This window comes from Cystobacter fuscus DSM 2262 (genome assembly GCF_000335475.2).
GTDB classification, from domain to species: domain Bacteria; phylum Myxococcota; class Myxococcia; order Myxococcales; family Myxococcaceae; genus Cystobacter; species Cystobacter fuscus.
Genome location: NZ_ANAH02000011.1, coordinates 1 through 21,969, shown reverse-complemented (window position 1 = coordinate 21,969; position 21,969 = coordinate 1). Strand labels below are relative to the sequence as shown.

The following is a 21,969-nucleotide window of genomic DNA, read 5'->3' as shown; positions in this document are numbered from 1 at the left end:
GACTACTCCGTCAGTTGTTTCTCCACGGGGACCTTGAGGGGCCTGGAGGGGGTGTCCGTGTTCTCCAACCCGGACTGGGGGTGCAGCACGCCCCGCTGCAACAGCACGAGCAGCAGGCAGCCGAGCGCCACGCGGTAGACGATGAAGACGAGCGTGGAGCGCCGACGCAGGTAGCTCAACAGCCACGCGATGGCGGCCCATCCCGAGCCGAAGGCCACCAGCGTGCCCACCACCAGCGCCAGCGTCGAGGGACGTTCGGTGGCCTCCAGGAGGTGCTTGAGCTCGAAGAGGCCCGCGAGCGAGGTGGCGGGAATGGACAGGAGGAAGGAGTAGCGCGCCGCGTCCTCGCGTCGCAGCCCCAGGGACAGGGCTCCGGTGATGGTGGTGCCCGAGCGCGAGGAGCCCGGAATGAGGGCGAGCGCCTGCCACAGCCCCACGATGATGCCGTCGCGCCAGGTCATCTGCTCCAAGGTGCGCTGGTGCGAGGCCAGGCGCTCCACGATGAAGAGGATGAGGGCGAGCAGGATGAGGCTCGCGGAGATGATGTAGAGCGAGCGCAGCGATGTCTCGATGCTCTTCTTGAAGAGCAGGCCGCACACGCCGATGGGCAGCGTGCCCACGAGCACGAACCAGGCGAGGCGCGAGTTGGCGGTGGCCATGGGCTGGCGCCGCACGAGCCCCTGGAAGAAGGCCTGGGTGAGCGTGACCAGGTCCCGGCGGAAGTAGATGAGCACGGCCGCCACGGTGCCCAGTTGGATGACGGCCGAGTACGCCGCGCCCGGATCCGGCCAGCCGAACAGCTCCGGGACGATGCGCAGGTGCGCGGTGGAGCTGATGGGCAGGAACTCGGTCAACCCCTGGACCAGTCCGAGAACGATGGCTTGGAAGAGACTCATAGAGGAGGGAAGTGCATGTATGCGCTAGCCTCCAGGGCAGCAAGGTCCTTCACGTCGGACCTGTCTTCCGGAAACACCCCATGCCCCCCACTCCTCCCTGCCCCTGCACCTCGGGCCTGCGCTACACCGCGTGCTGCGCCCGCTACCACCGTGGCGCCGCGGAAGCCCCCGACGCCGAGGCCCTCATGCGCTCGCGCTACAGCGCCTTCGCCCTGCGCGAGCTGGACTACCTCTGGCGGACCCTGCACCCCGACCACCCGGACCGCTCCCGGCCCCGGGAAGACTTCGTGCGCGAGCTGCGCGCCCAGGCCAGCACCCTCAAGTACCCTCGGCTGCACGTGTTGGATCGCCAGCTCACCGACCCGTCCGGCACGTCGGTGGTGCTCTTCTACGCGCGCGTCTTCGAGAGCGGCAAGGATCGCTCCTTCGTGGAGCGCTCGGAGTTCCGCCACGATGGCACCGGCTGGCGCTACCGGAGCGGAGAGGCCCGCGCCCCCCAGTCCCTGCCCACGCCCCCCGAGTCCCTCACCCTGGCCACCTTCGCCGCGTCCACGGGTCCGGCCGGGGAGTAGGGAGCCGCCCGGTGGACGGAGACCACCCCCCCTTTCAGACCCGAGCCCCCTTCGGGTAAAAGGGTACCCACCACGCGCATGCGGGCCGAAGCGGGGGACGGGTCGTTCACGTGAATCGGACGCGGTCGAGGTCATCACGCACTCAGGGCAGAGGCAGTCTCGGCGGGTTGGCGCTGCTGGGCGCCCTGCTGGCCGGCTGTGAGACGTACTTCGTGGACCCCTACCCGCCCGAGATCAGCACCCTGAGCCGTGAACGGGTGGTGAAGGCGCAAGATACCCCCGTGGTCTACGGCCTCGTCTTCGACCTCCACATTCCCAATGCCGCCGAGTGCACCCGCGTCAAGGAGCAGCTGAGGGCGGCCCTGCGGGCCGCGCTGCTGCCCACGGGCCGGGAGGGGATGGAGTTCTCCCCCCGGGATCTCTCTCCGGGGTGTGTTCAGCCCAACTCGCGGTCGTACCCCTATTGGGAATACGCGGCTCAGGTCAGACAGGCGGAGGAGCTCTTCGGCCGGGGGCGGGTCAAGCCGGTGTTGCTCTACTTCAACAACGTGGAGCTGCCGCTCCCGTCGTCCCTGAGGGAAGACTTCATCAATTTGCAGAACGGGGGCGGCAACGCCCCTCAGCTCTGGGCCCTGACGACCCAGGAGGTCCTGAGCAACACCCGGTTCGCCCAGAGCGCGCCCTGGACCTACAGCTCGGATCCCCGCCTGACGGCGAGACTCGCGGAGCTGGCCCGGGCGCAGTTGCCCTTCATCCAGCTCGAGCAGCCTTCCGCGGAGGGCTTTGCCCTCTTCACCCCGCAGGAACTCTCCTGGGTGCGCGAATTCAAGGGGTGCACCCGCCCGAGCGGCCTGGACGGGGCGAACTTCGTCTACGGACCCCAGAGCATCCCGGTGAACGCGGCCCAGCCGCCCCGCTTCCGGGTGACCGTCCCCCAGCAGGAGCCGGTCCCTCGCAACCAGAGGCTCGAACCGGTGACCGTCCGCTTCACGCTCGAGGTGTGCCGCGAGCACTGCGAGCGCTTCTTCTCCACTCCCGAGGGCGAACTCCTGGCCTGGAACGCCACGCCCCGCTGTTTCCTGACGGGCCCTCGCTGATGCTCTCCGGACTCCTCCTCGCCCTGCTCGCCGCGGACCCCGCCTCGCCCATTCCCGGCGCCGAGGGCACGCCCGTGCGCGTCGAGCGGCGGCTGCTGCTCAAGCAGGACCACGTGTTCGCCACCGGAGGTGTGGGCTACCTGGCGCGCGGCGACTACTACAACAACCCGGGCCTGCTGCTGTCCGGGAGCTGGTACCCGATGGAGACGGGCGGCGTGGAACTCAAGCTCGCCCTGTTCCTCTCCTCGCTCAGCGCCGCGGGCTCCGAGATCTTCGATCGCACCGGCCTAGTCCCCGACGCCCAGCGCCCCGTCGCGCTGCTCGCGGCCGGCTGGCGGCAGGCGCTCGGCTACGGCAAGGTGCTCGTCGGCACCGGGACGCTGCTGCACTTCGACGTGCAGGCCGCCGGCCACCTGGGCTTCACCTTCACCGATCGCGGGGTGAGCCCCTCGCCAATGGTTGGCCCCGGCCTGCTCGTGCGCGTGAGTCCGCGCATCCACGCCCAGCTCGATGTGCCCCTGGTGGTGACCTTCGAGCAGCGCCAGCGGGGACTGGTGTCGCTCGGGGTACTGCCCACGCTGACGTTCGGGGTGGTGCTGTGAGGGTGCCACTGCTCGCGGTGGCGCTCACCGCGCACCCCTACGCCGAGCCCTTCTGGGCCCGCGACCTGACCGCGCTGGTGGAGCGGCTGGCCGAGCCCCCCGTGGACCCGGCCGATGCCGAGCGGCAGCGGCTCTTCGGCGACGTGGTGCGCTTCCTCAACTGCGAGCCCCTCGCGCCCCTGCGGCCCGAGGACAGCCCGCTGGCCCCTCGCGCCCTGTTGCGCCTGGAGGTGGCCCGCCGGGGCCGGCTCGGCGCGTCCGCCGCCGCCTCCGCCACGTTGTGGCGCGACGTGCTCACCCCCGACTTCTTCCGGCGCTCCGCGCTGCTCCCCAAGGATCAGGCGCTGCGCTGGCCCATCGAAGAGGAGAACTGGCCCTCCGAGACGCTCGAGCTGCGGCTGCGGCCCTCGTCCTGTGCACAGCCCGTCCCCGCCACGGATGAGCTGCCCCTGCTCACCTCCGAGCTGGAGCGGGAGGTGGACAAGGCCCTGGGCGCGGAGGTGGCGCACCGGCTGCTCTATCACCGCGCGTCCCGGCTGCTCACGCTCGGGCGGGCCGACGAGGCGCGGGAGGTGGCGCGCCGGTTGAGCCCCTCCGCGATGGGCACCGCGCCGCGGCCCCTGGGCCAACTGCTGCGGCTCGGCCTCGGAATCGATCCCCCCGAGGGCTACCTGGCCCTCGTGGACGAGCCCGTGCTCGCCCCGTCGCGGCTGCCCATCGTCGCGCAGGCCGCGGCGCACCTGTCCACCCAGGCCCGCTGGCGGGAAGTGCTCGCGCTCACCGAGCCCTACGCCCCAGGGCCCGAGGCCCGGGCCTCGCTCTCCGAGTCGCCCCAGCGCTGGGATGTCTTCTACCGGCGGGCACTGGCGTACCAGGCGCTCGGAGAACGCGAGCCGCTCGCGCGCATGTGGCCCTCCGTCTTCCCCGCCCTCGCCAGCGCCCAGGAGCCCCGGGTGGAGGCGCTTCGGGGCATCGCCCTCGTCGAACTGGCGCGCGGCACGCTGGACGCCCAGGCCCTGACGCTGCTGCGCGACCTGGGTCCCAGCTCGGCCTTCCCCCAGCGGCTGGCCACCCTGGGGGGCCTCGCGCTGGACCGGGGCAACGTGCGGCTGGCGCTCGACGCCTCCGAGCGGCTGCTGCTCGAGAAGAGCGCCCTCTTCCGGGCCCGGGGGCACACGCTGCGCGCCGAGGTGGCGCTCGCCTCGGGTGACGCGGCGGGGCTCACCCGCGCCGTCGAGCGGCTGCTCTTGCTGCGCCGTCAGGAGCACGTGCCCGCGAAGGACCTGGAGGAGCTGGACCGCGTCGTGCTCGCGCTCGCGCAGGCGTTGGTGACGGCGAGCGCGGACCTGACGGAGGCGCGGTGGCGCCCGCTGCTCGCCACCCACCTGGACGGGATGCGCCAGGCCGTGCACTCGCGCCACGAGAAGACCTTTCCCGCGCTCCTCGCGGCACTCGAGGATCGGGGCCCCCAGGCGGCGGCGAAGGGCAAGCGCCTGGAGGCCTTCGTCGCGGTGGGCCAGGTGGCGGTGGGCGCGCCTCCGGGACTCGAGCCTCCCCCGCCCCTCTCCGTGAGCTGGCCGGAGCCCTGGTCCCTGCTCGCCCTTCCCCTTCCCGAGGGCTCCTGGCGCGACTGGTTCCCGCGCGAGCCCCCTTCCCCCGTCTCCGCCCCCGCGAAGACCGAGGTTCCGCATGCGCCGTGAAGCCATCGTCCTCCTCACCGGGTTCCTGTGGGCGCTCGGCGCGGGGGCCCAGACGCCCACAGAGGCGCCACCGACGTCACCCCCCGACAACGAGATGTCCGGCGAAGCCAGCATCTACGCCCGGCCGCGGACGCCCCCGCGGCTGGAGGCGCGCGAGGGACGGCTCGTGCGGCCGGGCGAGCGCGTGGACGCCAACGACGTGCTGGATGAGATTGTCGACGAGTTCGCCGCGGACGTGGCGCGCCTGGGCGCCAACCGCATCTCCCCCATCCTCCTGGAGCGGGTGCGCGTCTCGGAGAACATGAACCCCGAGTTCGCGAGCGTCTTCGAGGCGCGGCTCATCGCCGCCATCTACCGCGCGGCGAACGTGCGGGTGGTGCGCTGCTACGAGTGCTACGCCACGCACGCCGAGGTGGAGAATGGCACGTGGGTGGTGCGCCGGGGCCTGTCGCGCCGCGAGGACCTCCAGCAGGTGATGAAGAAGTACAACGCCCAGGTGGTGCTCAACGCGAGCCTCACCCTGTACACCGCGCCCAACTCCTTCGCGTTCGACGTGGAGATGGTGCGCGGCGAGGACGCCTCCGTCTTCTTCGCCGAGGGCTACCGGGTGCACCCGCACACGGCGCTGCTCTACCGCTCCGCGGACAAGGTGCAGCACCGGGAGGCGCGGCTCAAGGACCTGGAGGACCGCATCAACGCGAAGCCGCGCTTCAACCACTCGGTGCACCTGGGCGCCATCATCATTCCCACCCAGGGCCATGAGGACGGAGCCATCTGGGCGCCCTTCACCGCCTACCGGTTCACCGAGGCCTTCGGCGAGGAGCGCACCTGGCGCGCGGGCGGGACGGTGGCGGCCATCATCAACCCTACGCGCATTGGCGGAGCGCTGCTGGAGGCCACGCTGCTCTCGCGCATCAACCGGGAGAACGTCTACAGCATCAACTGCTTCGCGGGCGGCTCGGCGGGCTTCTTCCTCACGGGGGCGACGGGCAACTCGCCCATGTTCAACGCCCAGGCGGAGTGCGTGCTGGCGCACCGCATCACCCTGCAGGCGAGCCTCGGGTTCCTGGTGCCCTTCGAGAGCAGCGAGGACAGTACGTACATCGTGGGCGGGCTGACCCCACAGGTAGGGATGGGTTTCACATGGTGAGGTCCAGGTTCTGGGGATGGGTGCTCGTGGCGGTGCTGCCCGCGTGCACGACTACGCCGACAACCAAGGTGCTGGTGGTGCCGGATGAGATGCGGCGCTCGGCGGCCCCGAGCCGGCGGCCAGGAGCCGACAGGGACAAGGGCCCGCCCCTCCCGCCGCCGCAGAAGTACATCCTTCGCATGGCCGAGAACGGCCGCGTGTGGGAGATGGAATTGCCCGAGGGCTCGGGCGGCTACGAGGTGCGCCTGCCGCTCGCCGGCGGCGGCCCCGTGGAGATGCTCACCTCCGCGGACGAGGAGATGCTCGCCGAGTCCGTGCTGAGCCTGAAGCAGGACAAGGCGGCCTCCGCGCCCAAGGGCGAGCCGAAGTCGGCGGGCAACACGCCGGTGGTGGACGCGAACCGGGCGGCGCGCACGCGCAGCTACCTCGGGGGCGTGGCGCGGGTGAAGGAGATGTACGCCTCGCGCAAATACGAACTGGCCCTCATCGAGCTCGTGGCGCTGGAGAAGGAGTACCCCCAGGACGCGCGGCTGCTGGCCATGAAGGGCTCGCTCTACGTCAAGCTGAACCAGCCCAAGCTGGCCCGGCAGGCGTGGGAGAAGGCCCTGTCCATCAATCCGGACGACGCGGGCGTGGCCGAGGCCCTGCGCGCCACCACCTCGGGAGAGGAATAGGACCATGCACTTCATCATCGGAATGCTGGGGCTCGGCCTGACCCTGGCCTACACCCTGACCCAGGGCCACGCGAGCGGCTTCGGGGGCATCATCCACGTGCCCTCGCTCGTGTTGCTGGGGTTCGCGCCGCTGTGCATGACGGTGGCCTCGTACAAGTTCAGCGAGCTCGGGGGCGCGGCGCGGGCGGTGGGGCGCGCGCTGCGCTTCTCCGCGTCGCGCTCGCGCGCCCAGCTCTATGAGGCCCTCACCCAGTTCGCCGCCGAGGTGCGCCAGCGCCGTCCGGCCCGTGCGCTGGAGATCGCCAGCCAGGCGCAACACGACGTGCTGCGGCAGCTCGGGCCCCTGGTCATCCGCCAGTACTCCGCCGCGGACATCGAGAGCACCGCCAGCACGTCGCTCTTCTGCATGGTGAGCGGCATGAAGCGCGCCGAGGACGTCCTGGGCACGCTGTCGCGCGTGGCGCCGGCCACGGGCCTCGTGGGCACGGTGCTCGGGCTCATCTCGCTGCTCAAGGACTTGTCGCGCTTCGAGCAGCTCGGCCCCTCCATGGCGCTCGCGCTCCTGTGCACCCTGTACGGGCTGCTGCTCGCCAACGCCGTGTACCAGCCGCTCGCGCGCATCATCCACTCGCACATGACGGTGGCGGTGGAGGAGGCACGGCTCATCACCCGCGCGCTCGTGCTCATCCGCGAGGACAAGCCGCTCGCGGACGTGCGCAAGCTCTTCGAGCTGTCCGGCACCTCGCCCCATGGCGCGGGCGCTCCGGCCGCCGAGATCGCCACCGGAACGGCGGGTGAGCCGTGAAGGAGGATCCGGAGCTGCAAGCGCTGCTGCACGGAAGCCAGGACGACGAGTTGTGGCTCATCAGCTACGCGGACCTGCTGACGCTGCTCATCGGCTTCTTCGTGCTGCTGCTCGCCGTGTCGCCGCCGAAGATGGCGCAGTTCGAGCGCATGGCGGCCTCGCTCTCGGGCGAGGCGACCCCCCTGGAGGAGCTCAAGGACAAGGTGGACACCTTCATCACCGAGGAGGGGTTGCAGCAGAAGGTGCTCACCCGCCAGGAGGCGGACGGGCTGGCCATCGAGTTCAAGGACGCGCTCCTGTTCGACTCGGGCTCTGCGGACATCCGCGCCGAGGGCAGCGCGGCGATCGCCTCGGTCGCCCGGATGCTGCAGACGCTGCCCTCCCGCGGGCTCGTCATCGAGGGGTACACCGATGACGTGCCCATCCGCACCGCCCGCTTCGCCTCCAACTGGGAGCTGTCCTCGCAGCGCGCCATCAACGTGCGCACTGCCCTCGAGCAGAGCGGTGTGGGCCGTGAGCGGATGTCGGTGCGGGGCTTCGCCGATACCCGCCGCGTCGACGTCCCGGGCTCGCCCGAGGAACAACGCGCCGCCAACCGCCGGGTCGTCATCCGGGTGGAATAGCCAATGACTCGCCTGTCACGACACCTTCTGACGCTGCTCGCCGTCCTGGCCTGGACGGGCATCGCCCCGGCCGCGCCCTCCACGCCCCAGGCCCGCTTGCGCGCGGAGTCCGAGGAGCGGGCGCGCGCGGAGATCACCGATTTGTTGCGCACCCTCTGCCCCGAGCAATGCGTGCTCGTGTCGGTGGAGGCCCGCGTCGAGGAGGAGTCCGTGGGCGGCGCGGCTCCGGGCTTCGAGAGCCTGTCGACGAGCACGAACCTGCCCACCCTGCGCTCGGTGAGCGCGCGCGTGCTGACGGACAGCCAGCTCCCGGGCACCTTCCGCACCCGGCTCAAGGACCTGGTGGCCCAGCGGCTCAAGGCGGTGAGCGCCCAGCCCACGGTCGAGATGGAGTCCGTGGCCTTCCCGCCGCGCAACGCCCCCCACCTGGAGGCGCCCCCGCGCGAGGCCAAGCCGCCCCCGCCCTCGGCCACGCCCCCCCCCACGCCCGACAGCGAGCCGGAGCCCAAGCCGGAGGTGCCCCTGAGCCAGCGCGCCGAGGAGCGGCTGCTGGAGGCGGCCCCCCTCCTCGCGGTAGCGGCGCTGCTCGCGCTGACGGTGCTGGTGCTGGGCGTGCTGCTCGTGGTGGCCACCCGCCGCGCGTCACCGCCCCCAGGCCTGGAGTATGGGCCGGAGCTGCCCCTGCCTCCCCTCGAGCCCGCGCCCGCGGCGCCTCCCGCCCCCACCGAGTACCCGTCCAACCGGGCCGGGCGCCTGGAGCGGACGCTGCGCGAGGAGCGCTCGGTGCGCAACGCCGTGGTGCGCGAGGCGCTCGCGCGGGGCGAGTTGCGGCAGGTGGCGCTGTGGACCCGGGAGATGGGGGAGTTCCTCCTGGAGGACCTGAGAGGAGACCCCGCCCTGTCCGCGTCGCTGGTGGGGCTCGCCGCCGAGCTGGGACGCGTGCCCTCCGGGGACGAGGGAGCGCGAGCCTCCGCGCTGTACGACCTGGAGGGGCGAACCATCGCCTCGCGGCTGACCCAGGCGGACGGCTCGGTGGAGCTGGCCTTCGCCTTCCTGGAGGGGGTGCGGCCCGAGCGCTTCGCCAGCGCGTGCCTGGGCCTGGCGCCGGGAGCCCGGGAGGTGGCGCTGCGCTTCGCGCCCTCCGCGCTGCGCTCGGCGGCCCTGCAGTCCCTCAACTCCGCCCAGCGACGGGAGCTCGCGCTGGGCCTCGCCCGCCAGCCCGAGCTGAGCACGCGCTACGCCCTGGCGGTGGCGGACGAGCTGCGCGCCCAGCTCGCCGAGAGCACGGGAGGCCTCGCCCAGCTCGAGCGCGTCCTGGGCGAGGTGCTCGACACGCTGTCCATGGCCGACCAGGACCGGCTCGTCGAGCGGCTGCGGCAGGAGGGCTCGGAGAAGCTGGCCTCGTCCCTGGTCACCGAGTCCACCCTGGTGAACGCACCGGTGGAGGTGCTCGGCGCGGCCCTGCTGCGCCTGCCCGCCGCCCAGGTCGTCACCTACCTGAGTGGGGCCGAGGGGTCGTTGCGTGAACAACTGCTGAATGCCTGCCCCGCCTCGCTCCAGCGCGAATTGCGCGAGGAGCTGGGAATGCGTGGCACGGGACGTCCGGAGGAGTTCACTGGTGCCAGAAGAGAGCTGCTTGCCTGCGTGAAGGATGAGATGGTTCGCAGGGGATTGAGTACATCGCAGAATGGTGCGCGCGCCGGGCGCGCCAATTGAGGGGGTAGTTCATGCGCGCGTTGGGGCTGATTCTTGTCGCCACCCTGGGCAGCGGCTGCATCATCGAGCCGCCGGATCTGATCCGCTTGGACGGAGGGGATGAGTGGCCCGATGGGGGCAAACATCCGACCTCGGACGGTGGCATCGGCATCGACTGGGACGGCGGCCTTGGTGGGGGTGGAGGAGGCGGGGGAGGAGGAGGTGGCGGCTGGGACGGAGGAGCCTGGGACGCGGGCTCCGGGCCACGGGCAACCTTCCCGGGCAGCGGCACGAACGGAGACCGTGGGACGGGCGTGCTGTGGCTGGTGCGCATCGACCGGAGCACGGCGAATCTGGCCGCCTCGTATGGCTCGCTCATCGAGACGATGACCCGGCAGCTCATCTCCCAGGGCTTCGACATCCGGAGGACGGCCGTGGGCTCGCTCTACGAGCCGAGGCTGTTGTCGGGCAACGAGAGCGCGACCCCGTCCGCCGCGAGCGTGCAGTCCCTGCTGGAGAACGCGGCCACCTACAGCACCACGACGCCCACCGGCTGCAGCAGCCAGCACCTGCTGTCGCTCACGGTCCGGCTCAGCGAGGCCACGGTGCAATCATCTGGCGACCGTCCCTTCGCGGACCCGCTCGGCGCCCTGCTCGTGGTGATGATCGACCATGGGAGCCATCCGCAAGACTACGGCCCCGGTTGTGACCCGGCCGACAAGACCCCGGCGGAGCGGTTCGGCGTCGAGCACATGCCCTGGCTCAACATTGGCAGTCCCACGGCCTCCGCCTGGCGCATCCCCCGCTCCCAGACGCGCTTCCTCTTCGTCTCCACGTCGGAGAACGAGAGCTACGCGCAGTTGCGTGAGCGCTGCGCGAGCATGAGCACCTTCCCCCGGACCGCGCTCGATGCCATCAGCCCCTCGGAGCACCCCTTCTACGAGCCCTTCAGCACCGGGTTGAATGGCTTCCAGCCCGGACTGGGGACGCGGATCGACCTGTGCCAGGCCGTGGCGCAAGACTGGACGGGCTTCTCGCGCGGCTTCGCGAGGAACTGGGCCCAACTGCTGAGCCTGCCCGCCGACCAGAGATGAGAGCACGGGGCGCACCGCGAAGGGCCGGGCCGGTGGCGGGGGGAGTCCGCACCGCCTGGCGTCCGCGTGGAGCGCCCCGAGCGGTGGCCGCACGTGGGACCAGGAGGCGCCCGCCCGCCGCGCCCCGGCCCGCGCGGCGCTGGCGGTGGGGCCTCGCGGCGCTGCTCCTGCTGTTCATGCTCTTCTGGCTGTGGCCCTCCACTCCCGAGCCCGTGCCCCCACCGGTGGCCGTGCCCGAGGCGCCGCCGCCGCCCCCCGTCGTCACGAAGCCGGTGGTGAAGAAGAAGCCGGTGCCCAAGCCCGCCCCTCCGCCCCCCGCGGCGCCCATGTCCTCGCAGCGGGCCCTGTTGCGCCGCGCCATGGAGGCGCGAGCCCCGGATCTGCGCGCCTGCCCCCTGCCCCCCGGAGCGCCCACGACGCTGGGAGCGAGGATCCGCGTGGCGCGCGGGGGAGCCACGAAGTCGGTCGCCTTCGCGTCCGGACAGCGCCTGCCCCGGGAGCTGGCCGAGTGCCTTCGCCAGCGACTGCTCCAGTGGGAGTTCTCGGACGTGGGGCTGGGCTCGGACGTGGAGATCTTCGTCGACTTCGCGCTCGGCGGGTGACGGCCCGTCCCCACGATGACCAATGAAAAACGCGCGTGGACCCAGGGGGCCCACGCGCGTTCATGCTCCGGATGCGCTCAGGCGCGCGACGTCAGACGGCCGCCTTGAGGCGGGTGCTCGCGGCCACCGGCGCCGGCGCCGAGACGCCCACGAAATCGCGCAGGGCGTCCTTCTTGTCGATGCGCTCCCAGGTGAACTCCTTCTCCGCGCGGCCGAAGTGACCGTACGCGGCGGTCTTCTGGTAGATGGGGCGCAGCAGATCCAGGTGCTCGGTGATCTCACGCGGCTTGAGGCCGAACGTCTGCTTGATGGCGGCGACGATCTTCTCCTCGGGCACGGTGGACGTGCCGAAGGTCTCCACCAGCACGCTCACGGGGTCGGCCACGCCGATGGCGTAGGAGACCTGCACCTCGCAGCGGCGCGCGAGGCCCGCGGCCACCACGTTCTTGGCGATGTAGCGGCCCATGTACGCGGCCGAGCGGTCCACCTTGGACGGATCCTTGCCCGAGAAGGCGCCACCACCGTGACGGCCCATGCCGCCGTAGGTGTCCACGATGATCTTCCGGCCCGTCACGCCCGAGTCGCCCATGGGGCCGCCGATGACGAAGCGCCCGGTGGGGTTGATGTAGATCTTCGTCTTGGCGTCGATGAGCTTCTTGGGCAGGGCCTTGGCGATGACGTCCTCGCGGATGGCCTCGTGGATCTTCTTGTTGGAGATGTCATCCGAGTGCTGCGTGGACACCACCACCGCGTCGATGCGGACGGGACGGCCACCGCGGTACTCGACGGTGACCTGGCTCTTGCCGTCCGGACGCAGCCAGTCGTGCGTCTTGCGGCGCACGTCCGCCAGGCGCTTGGTGAGCGCGTGGGCGTAGTGGATGGGGGCCGGCATGAACTCCGGCGTCTCGTCACAGGCGAAGCCGAACATCATGCCCTGGTCGCCCGCGCCCTGCTCCTTCTTGTTGTCCACGCCGCGCGCGATGTCCTGGCTCTGGCCCTCGATGGCCACCATGACGCCGCAGGTGTTGCCGTCATAGCCCATGGAGCTGTCCGTGTAACCGATGCGGCAGATGGTGCTGCGCACGATCTTCGGGATGTCGACGTAACAGTTGGTGGTCACCTCACCAGCGACGATGGCCAGACCCGTCTTCACCAGGGTCTCCACGGCCACGCGGCCCTGGGGATCCTTGGAGAGGATGGCGTCCAACACCCCGTCGGAGATCTGATCGGCGATCTTGTCCGGGTGCCCTTCGGTGACGGATTCGGAGGTGAACAGGTAGTCAGTCGGCATGAGTTCTTCTTGGGGGTTGACGGGCAGGCGAATCGTGAAAGTGGGTCACAGTAGACTTGGGGATTCAGGAGAGTCAAACCCGGAACCACTCCTGGAAAATTCGTCCACCGCTGCCACCAGCCAGGCGGGCCCCCGGCTGTGTCCACCGGAGGAAAGCCCTCTGAATTTCACCCCCGGCCTTCCGTTCCTCTCTGGGCTAGTAGAGACCGCTCCTCAACCGGAAGGAACCTCATGAACACTCGACTTCGCTCCCTGACCCTCCTGGCCTCTCTCCTGCTCTGCATGCCCGCGCTCGCCGCGGCGCCCAACGAGGCCGTGGCCAAGCCCGTGAAGACGGTCGTCCAGTCCGTGCGCCTGAGCAAGGACGACCTGGCGCTCAAGCAGTTGGCCGACGAGGAGATGGGCCGCTTCCTGCTTGGCGAGGACTGGGCCAAGGGCACCGACACCCAGCGCAAGGAGTTCACCAAGCTCTTCCACAGCCTCTTCGCCAAGATCGCCTTCCCCAAGGTGCGTGAGAACTTCAAGAACCTGCAGTCCATCACCTACGACGCGCCCACGGTGGAGGGGGACAAGGGCAACGTGAGCTCGCTCGTCATCATCAACCACCCGATGAAGAAGCAGGAGATGAAGCTGAAGTACGCGGTGGTGAAGGACGCGAACGCCTGGAAGGTGCTCGACGTGTTCGTGCTCGGCGACTCCATGCTCACCGGCATCCGCGATGACCAGGTGCGCCCCATCTTCCAGCAGGGCGGGTGGGACCACCTGCTCGACATGATGCGCAAGAAGGAGGCGGAACTGTCCAAGAAGTAGCACTCAGCCACGAGGCCCGGAGTTTATTCCCACTCCGGGTCCTCGCCCTGGCCCCAGGGCACCCCGGAGAGCGACGGGACGGGCGACGAAGGCCCTCGCCGCGCTTCTGGTGGGGGCGGTTCTCCGATAGGGTCCGCGGCCGCATGAGTGACTCGATCCACAAGCCGCCGCGCCTCGCCCTCGCCTATGCCAGTTTGCTGGTCCGCAGGCCCGGGCTCGTCCTCCTGGTCATCCTGGCGTTGTTCGCCGTGTGCCTGTGGGGGACCACGAAGCTGACCATCAACTCCAACCAGCTCGACCTCATCGACCAGGACCTGCCCGAGGTCAAGGAGGTCAAGCGCATCATCGACATGATCGGTGGCAGCGGCCACCTGATGCTCGCGCTGCGCGGAGACGACGAGGCCACGCTCAAGAAGGTCGCGGACAACCTCGGCGCCCAGTTGCTGGCGGACAAGCAGAACGTGCGCTCCGTCACCTGGAAGCTGCCCGTCGAGTTCATCCAGCAGAACATGGCCCTGTTCATCAAGACGGAGGACCTGGTCGAGGGCAAGCGCCGCATCATGGCCTTCCTCAAGGATCAGCTCCGCCGCGCCAACCCCTTCTTCATCGAGATCCAGAAGACCGAGCCGGTGAAGCTCGAGATGACGGACCTGGTGAACAAGTATGGCAGCGTCGGCAAGAAGAGCATCCGGGATGACTACAACATCTCGAACGACAAGAAGATGATCATGATGCTCATCAAGCCGATGTGGGACTCCAACGAGCTGGGCAAGTCCCGGGCGTACATCGAGGAGCTGCGCCAGAAGCTCGCGGCCTACTCGACCCAGCCCGGCTCCGATGGGGTGAAGCTCGTGGAGGACTACGAGCTGATGGGCAACAAGCAGACGGTGGCCTATGGCTTCACGGGCTCCTACAAGACGGCGGTGGACGATTCCTACGCCATCGAGGAGTCGCTCCAGCCGGTGACGCTGGTCGCGTTCGCGGCCATCTTCATCATCACCATCCTCGCCTTCCGCAAGCTGGTGCCCACCATCATCGTGGCGAGCGGCACGGTGGTCGGCACCATCATCACCATGGGCTTCACCTACGTGACCGTGGGCGAGCTGAACATGATCACCAGCATCCTCGGTGGCTTGCTCATGGGCTTCGGCATCGACTACGGCATCCACTTCATCTTCCGCACCCGGCTGGAGCTGGGCCAGGGCAAGCGGTACGACCAGGCCATCCGCGACGCGGTGGTGAACGCGGGCCGGCCCGCCCTGGTGGCCGCGGTGGTGACGTCCGGCTCGTTCTTCGTACTCGTGGTCAGCGAGTTCCGCGGCTTCAGCCAGTTCGGCTTCCTGGCCGGCTTCGGCACCTTCATCATCGGCGTGCTGCTCTTCGCGTGGAGCCCCGCGCTGCTGTCCATCGCGGGCCGCATCAACCCCGAGCTGCCGCGCAAGCTCATCGGCGAGATGAAGCCCCCGGCGCTCAACAGCAAGACGGGCAAGGAGCTGCGCGTGCCCAGGCCGGGGCTCGTGCTCGGCATCAGCACCGTCGTCGTGCTCGCCCTGTGCGCCTGCGCCATCAACTGGACGAGCGAGGAGATCCCCCTGGACCGCCCCACCACCCTGTGGGAGCGCATCAAGGGGGGCGTGCGCTTCAACTACAACAGCCGAGCGCTCATCCCCGAGGGCCAGCCGTCCGTGCGGCTGCAGGATGAAATCACCAAGCGCTTCAACATCTCCGCGGACCCCATCGCCGTCTATTCCAAGACGCTGGAGGAGGCGAAGGCCATCTACGAGGAGCTCACCCAGCACCCGGACAAGTACAACACCGTGGATCAGGTGGTGAGCATCTACACCTTCGTTCCGCCGCCCGAGACGGCGGCCGCCAACGCGAAGATCCTCCAGGAGTGGAAGGAGGAGCTCAAGGACATCGACGTGAACGCGCTGCCGCCCGAGACCCAGGACAAGGCGGCGCTGTTCATGAAGATGCTCGAGGCCCGGCCCTTCGACGTGCACGGCGTGCCGGCCAACTACCGCGAGCAGTTCGTCCACCTGCCGGAGACGAAGCCGGAGAACCACGGCTACCTCACGTTCATCTACCCGGCCGTGGACCTGTGGGACGGCAAGAAGATGCTCGACTTCGCCGACCAGACGAGCTCCATCCCCACGCCCGAAATCAAGGACGCGTCGGGCAAGGTGATCGCCCCGGCGCAGATCCACCGGGCCGCGGGCGCGGCGCCGCTGTTCGCGCGGCTGGCGCGCATCGTGCTCGCCGACGGCAAGCTGGCGGTGTTCCTGGTGACGTTGTGGATTCTGTTCATGCACTTCCTGGACTTCCGCAGCGTGTCGCTGGCGCTCGCCTCGGTCATCCCGCTCACGGTGGGCCTGGCGATGATGCTCGGCATCATGTCGCTGGCGGACATCCACCTGAACTTCATGAACATCATCATCCTGCCCATCCTCCTGGGCTTCGGGGTGAGCCACGGCCTGTACCTGTTGCACCGCTTCCTCGAGGGCACCTCTCCCATGGTGGCGCTGCGCAGCGTGGGCGCCGCGGTGGCCTCGTCCACGCTGACGACGGCCGCGGGCTTCGCCGCCCTGCTCGTCGCCAGCCACAACGGCCTGAAGTCCATGGGGCTCGTGGCGTGCATCGGCCTGCTCACCACGCTCATCGTGTCCTTCACGGTGCTCGCCGCGGTGATGCAGGTGATGTGGGATCGCCGCGCGAGGCAGCGGGCCGCGAGTGCCTCGGACTCCTCCAGCGCTCCGTCCACCGGCAAGTCGGACACGCCGGAGCACGCCGCCTGAGAAGCCTGAAGGTGAGCAGCTGAAGGTGGAGCCGGAAGCACCTGTCCGGCTCCACCCGTTCCGCCCCGGGGCTCAGCTCCGGGGCGCCGGCCCGGTGGCCTTGCGCCACGCGCCGATGATGTGATCGATGACCGACTGGAGCCCCACCCCCTTGGTCACCTGGGTGAAGACGAAGGGCCCGTCGCCGCGCATCTTCCGGGCATCTCGCTCCATGACGGCCAGGTCCGCGCCCACGTGCGGCGCGAGGTCCGTCTTGTTGATGATGAGCAGATCCGACTGGGTGATGCCCGGCCCGCCCTTGCGCGGCACCTTGTCCCCGCCCGCCACGTCGATGACGTAGAGGGTGTAGTCGGCCAGCTCGCGGCTGTACTGCGCCGCCAGGTTGTCGCCGCCGCTCTCCACGATGAGCAGCTCCGGCTTGAGCTGCTCCATCAGCTCCTCCAGGGCGAGCAGGTTGTGGCTGATGTCCTCGCGGATGGCCGCGTGGGGGCAGCCGCCCGTCTCCACCGCCTTGATGCGCTCGGGCGACAGGGCCTGGTTGCGCACGAGGAACTCGGCATCCTCCTTGGTGAAGATGTCGTTGGTCACCACGCCCAGGCGGTAGTTGTCGCGCAGCGCCCGGCACAGGGCCAGCACCAGCGCCGTCTTGCCGCTGCCCACCGGCCCGCCAATGCCGATGGTGAAGGAGCGCTCGGAGAAGTCGGCGCGGTGGGGCTTGTCGCGCTCGTGGAAGTGCCCGGGATGGTCCCACTCCTCGTGCGTGTGGTCAGCGTCGTCCTGGCCGTGGCCACGGTGTTCGTCGTCGTGCATGGTTCACCTCAAGAGAGAAAGAGCCGCGAGTACAACCGGTCATGCGTGGAGCCGAGCAGATCCACCAACGGTGACGTCTGGGCGAGCGCCTCCAGGCCCAGCCCGCCACAGGTGGCGAGCACCTCGTCGAGCAGCGGGGTGAGCTGGTGCTGGAGCTGGTGGGACTCGTGCGTGCCGACGATTCCCATGCGCACCGCCGCCGACAGCGCGCCGCGCAGCGACAGGGACAAGAGGAGCTGCTGGACCTCGAGCAGTTCCACCTCCAGCACGCGCAGCACCGCGCCGAAGAGGGGCGCGTGGTGGAAGCGCACCCCGGCCTCGCGCGCGGCGTGGCGCAGGGGGCCCACCTGCTCGGGGAAGATGCGCGCGCAGGTGTCCAGGAAGGCCCGGCCCTGGGTGCGGCTCGCGCGGTTGGCCACGTGGTTGGTGAGGAACGCCTCCACCCGCGCGTCCACTCCCGCCACCAGGGAGGGCTCACGCCAGGCGGCACCCAGCGCGGGCAGGGCGCCGTGCCCCACCTGCCAGAGCAGCTCCCGCGCGAAGCGCTCCAGCCCCTCGCGGCCGCGCACCTCGCCGTGCTGCACCGCCGCCTCCAATCCCCCCGAGTGCGCGAAGCCCCCGGTGGGAAAGCCCGAGTCCGCCAGCTGCAACACCCTCCAGGAAGAGCCCATGGCGCGCCTCTCAGAACAGCGAGTAGAGCTGTCCCAGGGGAAGCCACGCGGCGGGCTCGCACAGGAGCGGCTGCTTGTTGATGTACACCCAGAACTTATCCGCGGCCACGGCGAGGTCGGGCGGCAGGAAGTCGTTGAGCTTCATGTCCTTCTTGCCGATTCCCCGGCACTGGCGCACCGCGGACAGTTGCTTGGTCAGTCCCAACCCCCGGACCAACCCCTCGTCCAGGGAGCGCGCCGACACGAAGGCGATGCTCGTGGCCCCCAGGGCCCGTCCCCGCGCGCCGAACATGGGCCGCATGTAGTTGGGCTGAGGCGTGGGGATGGCCGCGCCCGGATCTCCCATCTGCGACCAGGCGACGAGCCCTCCCTTGAGCACCAGCTCCGGGCGGATCCCGAAGAAGGCGGGCTTCCACAGCACCAGGTCCGCCAGCTTTCCCGGCTCCACCGAGCCCACCTCATGGGACATGCCGTGAGCGATGGCGGGGTTGATGGTGTACTTGGCCACGTAGCGGCGGATGCGGAAGTTGTCGTTGTCGCCCTGCTCCTCGGGCAGGCGGCCCCGCTGCTCGCGCATCTTGTGGGCCGTCTGCCACGTGCGGCTGATGACCTCGCCCACCCGGCCCATCGCCTGGCTGTCCGAGGAGATCATGCTGATGGCGCCCATGTCGTTGAGGATGTCCTCCGCGGCGATCGTCCCCTCGCGGATACGGCTGTTGGCGAACGCCATGTCCTCCTTGATTTCCTTCTTCAGGTGGTGACACACCATGAGCATGTCCAGGTGCTCATCCAGCGTGTTCACCGTGTACGGACGCGTGGGGTTGGTCGAGCTGGGCAGGACATTGGGGTAGCCGCACACCCGGATGATGTCGGGCGCATGCCCGCCGCCCGCGCCTTCCGAGTGGTAGGTGTGGATCGTGCGGCCCTTGAAGGCGGCCAGGGAGTCCTCCACCGAGCCGGACTCGTTCAACGTGTCCGTGTGGATGGTGACCTGCACGTCCTCCTGCTCGGCCACCGACAAGCACGTGTCGATGGCGGCCGGAGAAGAACCCCAGTCCTCGTGCAGCTTCAGCCCCACGGCGCCCGCGGCAATCTGCTCCCACAGGCCCTCGGGACTGGACGTGTTGCCCTTGCCGGTGATGCCGATGTTGAGCGGCAGCGTGTCCGTGGCCTCCAACATCCGCAGGATGTTCCACATCCCGGGCGTGCAGGTGGTGGCCTTGCTGCCCGTGGCGGGCCCCGTTCCTCCACCCACCCAGGTGGTGACGCCGCTGGCGAGCGCTTCATCCGCCTGCTGCGGGCAGATGAAGTGGATGTGCGTGTCGATGCCGCCCGCCGTGACGATGTGCCCCTCGCCGGCGATGACCTCGGTGGTCACGCCCACCACCATACCCGGGGTCACCCCAGCCATCACGTCCGGGTTGCCCGCCTTGCCAATGCCGCGGATGCGTCCCGCCTTGATGCCGATGTCCGCCTTGTAGATGCCCTTCCAGTCGATGATGAGGGCATTGGTGATGACGCAGTCCAGCGCCTCGGCGTTGCTCGCGCCCACCTGCTGCCCCATGCCCTCGCGCAGCACCTTGCCGCCGCCGAACACACACTCGTCTCCGTAGACGGTGTGGTCGTGCTCCACCTGCGCCAGCAACCCCGTGTTCGCCAACCGGACCTTGTCACCCGTGGTGGGACCGTACAGGGCGGCATAATCGGCGCGACTGATCTTCTTCGTGCTCATGTCTCCTCCTGGTCCTTGTGACCGAAGTTCCGCGCGAGCACCTGCTCCATGGCCCGCTCCGCGTTCTGCGCGGACAGGGGACCGGAGGCCAGTGCATTGCCACCTCGAATCACCTGCGCTCCGGCGATCTTCACCAACTGTACCGTCTCGACCTCATCCCTCTCGAAGCGCACCGCCGTGCCCGCCGCGATGTTCAACCGCCGGCCGTATGCCTTTCGTCGATCGAAGACGAGCTCCCGGTTCGTCTCGATGAAGTGGAAGTGGCTGCCCACCTGGATGGGACGATCACCCGTATTGGTGATCTCCAGTTCGATGACGTCGCGGCCCTCGTTGAGCACCAGCTCACCGGGTTGCACGATCACCTCGCCCGGCGTCTCCATCACCGTGCTCAGCGCATCAGGGAAGAGCGAGAGCGGTGGCACGGGAAGGAAGCTGCCGTGGAGTGCCAGCTCGAGGTCGCCGTGATGCTTCGCGATGGGTTGCGACACCGTCACCAGCTTGCAACCATCCGGGAAGGTGCCTTCCACCTGCACGTCCGCGATCATCTCCGGCACGCCGGCCATCACTTGCGCGCGGCCCAGCAGGTTCCTTCCCAGGTCCATCAGCTCTTCCACGCTGTGCTTGCCGTCGCGGATGAACTCCAGGAGCTGGGTGGAGATGAGTGCCACCGCTTCGGGGTAGTTGAGCCGTAAGCCCCGAGCCAGACGCTTCTGGGCCAGGAAGCCCGCTCCATGCAACAGCAGCTTGTCGATGTCACGCGGTGACAGGTGCATGTGTCTCCTTCTGCGATGCTTCGTGGGCACGGGCCCATCCGACGAATCAGACTTCTACCATGACACACCGCGTGAGTGGCCCATCATCCGTGATGGGCCCAGGGGTTGTCTCCCAGCATGGAGGGAAGGAAGGACAACCAGTCCTGGGCTGTGTGCTGCAAGAGCTCGGGAGAGACGGCGGCGGCCCGGAGCACCAACCCATCGGGACTGATCGGACTGGCGGAGCAGATGAGCCCGGCGCGCGGGGTGATGGGCAGCGCCCCCAGTCCGCTGGCGAGCGACTCGCGGGCGGACGCACACGCGGGGCCCACCAGCAGCACGGTCCCGATCGCATCGAAACGGCCGAGCCGTTCGGAGATCGCTCCCTGGGCGGGATCGAGCAGCCAACACTCGTCGAACAACGCGCGCCCTTCCCGGTGGACGCGCAGCGCGGAGGAGAAGCGCGAGAAGGTCCAACGCTCGCCGTTGGCCTTGCGCCCGGTGGTGACGAGTTCCATCAGGACGAGCGAGGCCCCTGGGGCGAGCTGGATGTCCAGCCGCTGCTCGTACCGGGCGCCCGTGTAACACGTCGTGGGGTCCGGCACCCAGACAAGGAGCGCCCCCTCGCCCACCTTGGCGACGACCTCACTCCTGCAACCATGCGGCGAGCGGTAGACACGGGTGTGGCCCCGGCTCGACAGGAGCGCGGAGGCCCCCTCGGCCACGTCCAGTTCCAAGGAGAGGCGGTCCCCATCCACCAGCCCATCCCCCAGCAGGCTGGTGTAGACCCAGGCGGCATGGCCATGGTTGCGCGGCGTCAACAAGCGGACCGGGCTTTTCGCCCGAGCACGGCTCACGATGGTGCGCTTGCCCACCCGCTCGAAAGCGAGCCATGCTTGGCTCGCCCGTCCGGGCTGGACCGCCACATCGGGAGGGGACTGCTCGCTCGACATCTGAGAGGCACACATGAGGGAGACTTACCCGAAAATCCCTGGCGCGAGCCATGCGTGCCTGCTCGGTTGATTCAGATCTTCAAACTCGCGGGTGTCAAACTCGCGGGTGTCAAAGCACTCGTTCCGGCACCTCGCGCCCTGTCGGGTAGACCGGGGCAGTTGCCCACCCCGGCCCCCCACAGATCCGGACGTGCAGAATTCCCGCATCCGGCTCCTCGGCTCATGGTTTCGCTGCGAGTCGGTGACACCCCTTCTCGCACCCTGCGCTGGATGAGCTGCTCGCCAGCGTCGCTATCCGTTGGAGTTTCGTTGAGACGGTTGTAGGGCTCGGTGTCCCCGCCATCTTTCCCTCCCTCGGTTCCATGTTCCGGTGCCCCCTTCCCTCCACAGGGTCCGCCCGGGTGCGTTCCCCTGCTTCAGCGGTACTACGAGGCACTCCGACTTCCTGACGACCTTCACGCCCGGCTTCGTTTCCTTCGCCAGCGCGCTACCACCGCCACCCGTCCTTCGCTCCCGCGGGAGTCGGGCGCCCATCTCCCTCGGGCCTGGGCTTTCTTCCGGTTGCCCTCCGGCCACTTCGACGTGGAGTCGTCAGCACCTCCCAGGTTCCTGGAGGACCCTCTTGTCTGCGTGCCCCGCTCTCAG

At 69.4% G+C, this 21,969-nt stretch carries 20 protein-coding genes; 13 read left to right on the top strand and 7 right to left on the bottom strand.

Annotated elements, in window-relative coordinates:
* Positions 1-2: 2 nt before the first annotated feature.
* Positions 3-896, bottom strand: coding sequence for an undecaprenyl-diphosphate phosphatase (locus tag D187_RS20495; RefSeq protein WP_002626407.1), 894 nt, complete (start codon positions 894-896; stop codon positions 3-5).
* Positions 897-976: 80 nt separating this feature from the next.
* On the opposite strand from D187_RS20495, the gene D187_RS20490 reads away from it, so the two are divergent.
* The 11 genes from D187_RS20490 (at position 977) to D187_RS20440 (ending at position 11,510) form a co-directional block, all read left to right on the top strand.
* Positions 977-1,468: a YchJ family protein gene (locus D187_RS20490; protein WP_002626405.1), complete on the top strand. Its 492-nt coding sequence runs from the start codon at positions 977-979 to the stop codon at positions 1,466-1,468.
* 167 nt (positions 1,469-1,635) lie between these two features.
* Positions 1,636-2,565: a hypothetical protein gene (locus tag D187_RS20485; protein WP_002626404.1), complete on the top strand. Its 930-nt coding sequence runs from the start codon at positions 1,636-1,638 to the stop codon at positions 2,563-2,565.
* The gene (locus D187_RS20480) at positions 2,565-3,167 is read left to right on the top strand and encodes a porin family protein (RefSeq protein ID WP_002626402.1); all 603 of its coding nucleotides are present in this window, start codon (positions 2,565-2,567) and stop codon (positions 3,165-3,167) included. Before D187_RS20485 ends, D187_RS20480 begins: the two co-directional genes overlap by 1 nt.
* A 2-nt stretch (positions 3,168-3,169) precedes the next feature.
* Positions 3,170-4,867 (top strand): hypothetical protein, encoded by a 1,698-nt coding sequence (locus tag D187_RS55300; protein WP_043430862.1) that lies wholly within the window; start codon positions 3,170-3,172, stop codon positions 4,865-4,867.
* On the top strand, positions 4,857-6,017 hold the full coding sequence (locus tag D187_RS20470; protein WP_002626398.1) for a hypothetical protein: 1,161 nt from the start codon (positions 4,857-4,859) through the stop codon (positions 6,015-6,017). The genes D187_RS55300 and D187_RS20470 overlap by 11 nt, the downstream gene beginning before the upstream one ends.
* On the top strand, positions 6,011-6,691 hold the full coding sequence (locus tag D187_RS20465) for a tetratricopeptide repeat protein (protein ID WP_043430860.1): 681 nt from the start codon (positions 6,011-6,013) through the stop codon (positions 6,689-6,691). The genes D187_RS20470 and D187_RS20465 overlap by 7 nt, the downstream gene beginning before the upstream one ends.
* A 4-nt stretch (positions 6,692-6,695) precedes the next feature.
* Positions 6,696-7,496 (top strand): MotA/TolQ/ExbB proton channel family protein, encoded by an 801-nt coding sequence (locus tag D187_RS50135; RefSeq protein WP_002626392.1) that lies wholly within the window; start codon positions 6,696-6,698, stop codon positions 7,494-7,496.
* Positions 7,493-8,119, top strand: a complete 627-nt coding sequence (locus D187_RS20455; protein WP_002626390.1) for an OmpA/MotB family protein — start codon at positions 7,493-7,495, stop codon at positions 8,117-8,119. The genes D187_RS50135 and D187_RS20455 overlap by 4 nt, the downstream gene beginning before the upstream one ends.
* Positions 8,120-8,122: 3 nt before the next feature.
* Positions 8,123-9,835 (top strand): FliG C-terminal domain-containing protein, encoded by a 1,713-nt coding sequence (locus tag D187_RS20450; protein WP_002626388.1) that lies wholly within the window; start codon positions 8,123-8,125, stop codon positions 9,833-9,835.
* Positions 9,836-9,846: 11 nt separating this feature from the next.
* A complete protein-coding gene (locus D187_RS57120; RefSeq protein ID WP_002626386.1) occupies positions 9,847-10,908 on the top strand; it encodes a hypothetical protein in 1,062 nt (353 codons plus the stop codon).
* 83 nt (positions 10,909-10,991) lie between these two features.
* Positions 10,992-11,510, top strand: a complete 519-nt coding sequence (locus D187_RS20440; RefSeq protein ID WP_020918152.1) for a hypothetical protein — start codon at positions 10,992-10,994, stop codon at positions 11,508-11,510.
* A gap of 91 nt (positions 11,511-11,601) precedes the next feature.
* Here the strand turns inward: D187_RS20440 and metK are convergent, their stop codons facing one another.
* Positions 11,602-12,801, bottom strand: coding sequence for a methionine adenosyltransferase (gene metK, locus D187_RS20435; RefSeq protein WP_002632676.1), 1,200 nt, complete (start codon positions 12,799-12,801; stop codon positions 11,602-11,604).
* Positions 12,802-13,032: 231 nt separating this feature from the next.
* Between metK and D187_RS20430 the strand changes: the two genes are divergently transcribed.
* Together D187_RS20430 and D187_RS20425 are read left to right on the top strand one after the other, a co-directional pair.
* The gene (locus tag D187_RS20430; protein WP_002632675.1) at positions 13,033-13,611 is read left to right on the top strand and encodes a Tgt2/MlaC family protein; all 579 of its coding nucleotides are present in this window, start codon (positions 13,033-13,035) and stop codon (positions 13,609-13,611) included.
* Between the two features lie 143 nt (positions 13,612-13,754).
* Positions 13,755-16,406, top strand: a complete 2,652-nt coding sequence (locus tag D187_RS20425) for an efflux RND transporter permease subunit (protein WP_002632673.1) — start codon at positions 13,755-13,757, stop codon at positions 16,404-16,406.
* A gap of 72 nt (positions 16,407-16,478) precedes the next feature.
* Here D187_RS20425 and ureG read toward each other — a convergent pair whose 3' ends face one another.
* The 5 genes from ureG to D187_RS20400 form a co-directional block, all read right to left on the bottom strand.
* Positions 16,479-17,216 (bottom strand): urease accessory protein UreG, encoded by a 738-nt coding sequence (gene ureG, locus D187_RS20420; RefSeq protein WP_002632672.1) that lies wholly within the window; start codon positions 17,214-17,216, stop codon positions 16,479-16,481.
* Between the two features lie 8 nt (positions 17,217-17,224).
* A complete protein-coding gene (locus D187_RS20415) occupies positions 17,225-17,887 on the bottom strand; it encodes an urease accessory protein UreF (protein ID WP_002632671.1) in 663 nt (220 codons plus the stop codon).
* Positions 17,888-17,897: 10 nt separating this feature from the next.
* Complete coding sequence (gene ureC, locus D187_RS20410) at positions 17,898-19,619, bottom strand: urease subunit alpha (protein ID WP_002632670.1); 1,722 nt, start codon at positions 19,617-19,619, stop codon at positions 17,898-17,900.
* Positions 19,616-20,392, bottom strand: coding sequence for an urease subunit gamma (gene ureA, locus D187_RS20405; protein WP_002632669.1), 777 nt, complete (start codon positions 20,390-20,392; stop codon positions 19,616-19,618). The genes ureC and ureA overlap by 4 nt, the downstream gene beginning before the upstream one ends.
* Positions 20,393-20,475: 83 nt before the next feature.
* On the bottom strand, positions 20,476-21,324 hold the full coding sequence (locus D187_RS20400) for an urease accessory protein UreD (protein WP_002632668.1): 849 nt from the start codon (positions 21,322-21,324) through the stop codon (positions 20,476-20,478).
* Positions 21,325-21,969 lie beyond the last annotated feature (645 nt).

Bases quoted from the DNA above. Each gene is read 5' to 3' on its own strand.
- D187_RS20495 (WP_002626407.1), bottom strand. From the start codon at position 896: ATGAGTCTCTTCCAAGCCATCGTTCTCGGACTGGTCCAGGGGTTGACC.
- D187_RS20490 (WP_002626405.1), top strand. From the start codon at position 977: ATGCCCCCCACTCCTCCCTGCCCCTGCACCTCGGGCCTGCGCTACACC.
- D187_RS20480 (WP_002626402.1), top strand. From the start codon at position 2,565: ATGCTCTCCGGACTCCTCCTCGCCCTGCTCGCCGCGGACCCCGCCTCG.
- D187_RS20470 (WP_002626398.1), top strand. From the start codon at position 4,857: ATGCGCCGTGAAGCCATCGTCCTCCTCACCGGGTTCCTGTGGGCGCTC.
- D187_RS20465 (WP_043430860.1), top strand. From the start codon at position 6,011: ATGGTGAGGTCCAGGTTCTGGGGATGGGTGCTCGTGGCGGTGCTGCCC.
- D187_RS50135 (WP_002626392.1), top strand. From the start codon at position 6,696: ATGCACTTCATCATCGGAATGCTGGGGCTCGGCCTGACCCTGGCCTAC.
- D187_RS20450 (WP_002626388.1), top strand. From the start codon at position 8,123: ATGACTCGCCTGTCACGACACCTTCTGACGCTGCTCGCCGTCCTGGCC.
- D187_RS57120 (WP_002626386.1), top strand. From the start codon at position 9,847: ATGCGCGCGTTGGGGCTGATTCTTGTCGCCACCCTGGGCAGCGGCTGC.
- metK (WP_002632676.1), bottom strand. From the start codon at position 12,801: ATGCCGACTGACTACCTGTTCACCTCCGAATCCGTCACCGAAGGGCAC.
- D187_RS20430 (WP_002632675.1), top strand. From the start codon at position 13,033: ATGAACACTCGACTTCGCTCCCTGACCCTCCTGGCCTCTCTCCTGCTC.
- D187_RS20425 (WP_002632673.1), top strand. From the start codon at position 13,755: ATGAGTGACTCGATCCACAAGCCGCCGCGCCTCGCCCTCGCCTATGCC.
- ureG (WP_002632672.1), bottom strand. From the start codon at position 17,216: ATGCACGACGACGAACACCGTGGCCACGGCCAGGACGACGCTGACCAC.
- D187_RS20415 (WP_002632671.1), bottom strand. From the start codon at position 17,887: ATGGGCTCTTCCTGGAGGGTGTTGCAGCTGGCGGACTCGGGCTTTCCC.
- ureC (WP_002632670.1), bottom strand. From the start codon at position 19,619: ATGAGCACGAAGAAGATCAGTCGCGCCGATTATGCCGCCCTGTACGGT.
- ureA (WP_002632669.1), bottom strand. From the start codon at position 20,392: ATGCACCTGTCACCGCGTGACATCGACAAGCTGCTGTTGCATGGAGCG.
- D187_RS20400 (WP_002632668.1), bottom strand. From the start codon at position 21,324: ATGTCGAGCGAGCAGTCCCCTCCCGATGTGGCGGTCCAGCCCGGACGG.